The 1,563-nt window shown below is 61.5% G+C and carries 1 protein-coding gene and 1 pseudogene; both read left to right on the top strand.

All coding sequences use genetic code 11. From position 1 onward, the window contains the following. Window positions 1-114 precede the first annotated feature (114 nt). A pseudogene (locus ACMX3H_RS08430) lies at window positions 115-473 on the top strand (DUF4186 domain-containing protein). A 252-nt stretch (window positions 474-725) separates the two neighbouring features. Next, the gene (locus ACMX3H_RS08435; RefSeq protein ID WP_415210490.1) at window positions 726-1,325 is read left to right on the top strand and encodes an MFS transporter; all 600 of its coding nucleotides are present in this window, start codon (window positions 726-728) and stop codon (window positions 1,323-1,325) included. Window positions 1,326-1,563 lie beyond the last annotated feature (238 nt).

Genomic DNA, 1,563 nt, shown 5'->3' on the forward strand with positions numbered 1-1,563 from the left:
CGTAAATTGTCTGACCGCCATCCATCGTTTGCCGGCGTACAGCGTGCTACTGTGCGCCTGTGCATACCGAACCCCGAACCCGAACGGGGCCTGCCGGGGCAAGGTAAGACGATGATGCAAGACGAAAGGGACAAAGAACAGCTATGGCAACGACTGCAGCAATCAGCCTTTCGGTGCCGTTTCGCCTTAAACCCGCGCGATAACGACTACCTGCGCGCCAAGGGCATGGCGGTCGTGTTGAGCCACGTACGAGATTTCATCGCCAGCCGGCGCTGCCGGCCAAAGACGGTAAGCAAACGCCGTGGCGGGGTCATCCGGTGTTTGTCGCTCAGCACGCCACCGCGACCTGTTGCCGCGGCTGTCTGGAGAAATGGTACGGCATACCGCGTGGCGTGGCGCTTACCGAGGCGCCGCAGGCCTTTATCGTGGCGATGATCGCGCTATGGCTGGAACGCCGCGGCGGCGCGTCATAAGCGCGAGCCGCCGCGGTAGGATCTGCGACGGCAAGCGCCATGCCGACCGCAACGGCATTGATGGCGGCCCGCGCCCGTTCCCCTGCGGCGGAACGCCCACGCTACGGCGGCCGAAAGGCGGATTGATGCCGTCGCAGGGAGTAGCAAAAACACGATTGCGGCCCGTATCGGCCGCGTTTATAACCAGGACTCATACTCGCGGCCTATTATTATGACCATTGCCCTCCCCCCGAACTTCGCGCCACCTATCCGGTGCGTGTCGCCACCCGCGTGGTGTTCTTTATCGCCGGTTTCGCCATGTCCGCCTGGGCGCCGCTGGTGCCCTTCGCCAAAGCACGGCTGGCGATTAACGATGCCTCCCTCCGCCTGCAGCTGCTCTGTCTGGGTATCGGCTCGCTGCTGGCGATACCGATGGCGGCGCCCTGGGCGCACCGGCTGGGCTGCAAACGGCCGATCATCGCGGCGGTCTGCGTGCTGGGCGTGACGCTGCCGATGCTGGCATGGCTGGAAAGTGCGCCGCTGCTGGCGCTGCTGCTGTTCGGCGCCGGTTTGGGCACGCTGGATATCACGATGAACATTCAAGCGGTGGCGGTGGAGAAAGCCAGCGGCCGCGCCATGATATCCGGCTTTCACGGTTTTTTCAGCATCGGCGGCATTGCCGGTGCCGGTCTGGTCAGCGCGCTCCTGGCCTGCGGACTAACGCCGCTTGCGAGCGTGCTGGGGGTCGTGGCGGCATTAGTCATTCTGCTGGCAATGGCCGCCGGTCAACTATTAACCGTGGCGGGCGACAACCCAAGCGCGCCGCGTGACCCATTAAAGGACAATCCGAGCCGGGCCCGTTATTCAAATTAAAAAAATCGCGTTAACCTCGACTGCGCTGCTGCGCGGTTTTCTGGTGTTTATCCTCTTATTACTGCTATCGCTGTTGGTCCTGGGTTATCAGGTTTTCAGGTAAGCGCCCCGTGGAGGACGTCTTGAATTATTGGTGGGTTTGTTGTATAGCCCGGTAAGAATATGTTCCACTACGATGCCTAGTGAACCCGCATCCTATAAGGGACGGCTGTCAGATCATGGATAATCCGGCGATGAT

The organism is Sodalis sp. (in: enterobacteria), assembly GCF_047607725.1.
In the GTDB taxonomy this organism is placed as follows: Bacteria; Pseudomonadota; Gammaproteobacteria; order Enterobacterales; family Enterobacteriaceae; genus JBLKSS01.